The following is a 1,849-nucleotide window of genomic DNA, read 5'->3' on the forward strand; positions in this document are numbered from 1 at the left end:
ATTTCACCATTCGTGCCAACTTTTATACCCAGCAAAATCAGGGCGTTGACGCGTGTCATGTCAAAACGACTCGCTCGGGCGTATAGTCATAATGACCAAAAGGAGTCCCTATGACTGCAAAGCCACTGCTCACCGCCCTCCTCCCCCTGGTCAGCGACTTGTCCCGCGACCTGAGCGACCAGGAACGCTACCGCCGCTTGCTTCAGGCCATGCGCGGGCTGTTGCCGTGCGACGCCGCCGCACTGCTGCGCCTGGACGGTGAGTGGCTGGTGCCGCTGGCAGTGGACGGCCTGAGTGCCGATACCTTGGGCCGACGCTTTCGGGTCAGCGAGCACCCGCGCTTCCAGATCCTCCTCAGCCGCCCACAACCCACCCGCTTTGCCAGCGACTCGGACCTGCCTGACCCCTATGACGGCCTGGTCAACGCCCCGGATGCCACGCTTGAAGTGCATGACTGCATGGGCTGCCCGTTGATGGTCGATGAGCGCCCTTGGGGCCTGCTGACCCTGGACGCGCTGACCCCCGGGCAGTTCCAGAGCCTTGAGCTGGATGCGCTACAGGCTTTCGCCAGCCTGGCTGCCGCCACGGTGACCGTGGCCGAGCGTATCGAGCACCTGGCCCTGCGCGCAGAGGACGAACACCATCGCGCCGAGCTCTACCGCCAGGCCAGTGCCCAGGACAAGGAGCTGATTGGCCAGAGTGCGGCACACAAGCGCCTGGTGGAAGAGATACGCCTGGTCGGCGGCAGCGAGTTGACGGTGCTGATCACCGGCGAGACCGGCGTTGGCAAAGAGCTGGTCGCCCAAGCCCTGCACCAGGCCAGCAACCGTGCCGACAAACCGCTGGTCAGCCTCAACTGCGCGGCCTTGCCCGATACCCTGGTGGAAAGCGAGCTGTTTGGCCACGTGCGCGGCGCCTTTACCGGCGCCCACGGCGAACGCCTCGGCAAGTTCGAGCTGGCCAATGGTGGCACGCTGTTTCTTGATGAGGTCGGCGAGTTGCCATTGACCGTGCAGGCCAAGCTGCTGCGTGTGCTGCAAAGTGGCCAGCTGCAACGCCTGGGGTCGGACCGCGAACACCGGGTCGACGTCCGCCTGATCGCAGCCACCAACCGCGACCTGGCTGCAGAAGTGCGCAACGGCAACTTCCGCGCCGACTTCTACCATCGCCTGAGCGTGTACCCGTTGCACGTTCCGCCGCTGCGTGAACGTGGGCGCGATGTGCTGCTATTGGCGGGGTACTTCCTCGAACAGAACCGTTCGCGCCTGGGCCTGAACAGCCTGCGCCTGAGCAGCGACGCTCAAGCTGCACTGCTCGCCTATGACTGGCCGGGCAACGTGCGCGAGCTCGAACACCTGATCGGCCGCTCGGCGCTCAAGGCGCTCGGCCAGCACCCGGAACGGCCGCGCATCCTCACCCTTGAGGCCATCGACCTGGACCTGCGCGCCGCTCCCCCATCGGGCCAGCTGCCCTCCCCCTCGCCCCTGCTGGAGGCGCCTCTGCCCGATGGCGGATTGCGTGAAGCCGTCGACCTTTATCAACGCCAAGTGATCGAAAACTGCCTGCAAAGGCACGCGGAAAACTGGGCCGCCGCCGCGCGCGAACTCGGCCTGGACCGCGCCAACCTCAGTCGGCTGGCGCGTCGGCTGGGGCTTCGCTGAGGCTTACCTACAAAAGGATTAACCCAGAAAGCCATCTGGTTGCTTCTCGCTGGGCTGCTATATCTCCCTAACCACCGGTATCACGGCCGTCATGGTCGAGGCTGCGCGCAACACGTTGCATTGACGTTGCGCCGGCCCTGGTTCGCTGAAGCCGAGCCAGTGTAGCCGCACACCAGCAGGGAGCATCC

Annotated in this window: 1 protein-coding gene; it reads left to right on the top strand. The window is 65.2% G+C overall.

What is annotated here, in order from left to right; all coding sequences use genetic code 11:
* The first annotated feature begins 110 nt into the window (after positions 1-110).
* Positions 111-1,661, top strand: a complete 1,551-nt coding sequence (gene norR, locus AB7M33_RS04705; protein WP_454242504.1) for a nitric oxide reductase transcriptional regulator NorR — start codon at positions 111-113, stop codon at positions 1,659-1,661.
* Positions 1,662-1,849: the final 188 nt, after the last annotated feature.

It is taken from the genome of Pseudomonas sp. Y3 TE3536, from assembly GCF_053629175.1.

Excerpts from the sequence above, each read along its gene's own strand:
- norR (WP_454242504.1), top strand. The coding sequence starts at position 111 with ATGACTGCAAAGCCACTGCTCACCGCCCTCCTCCCCCTGGTCAGCGAC.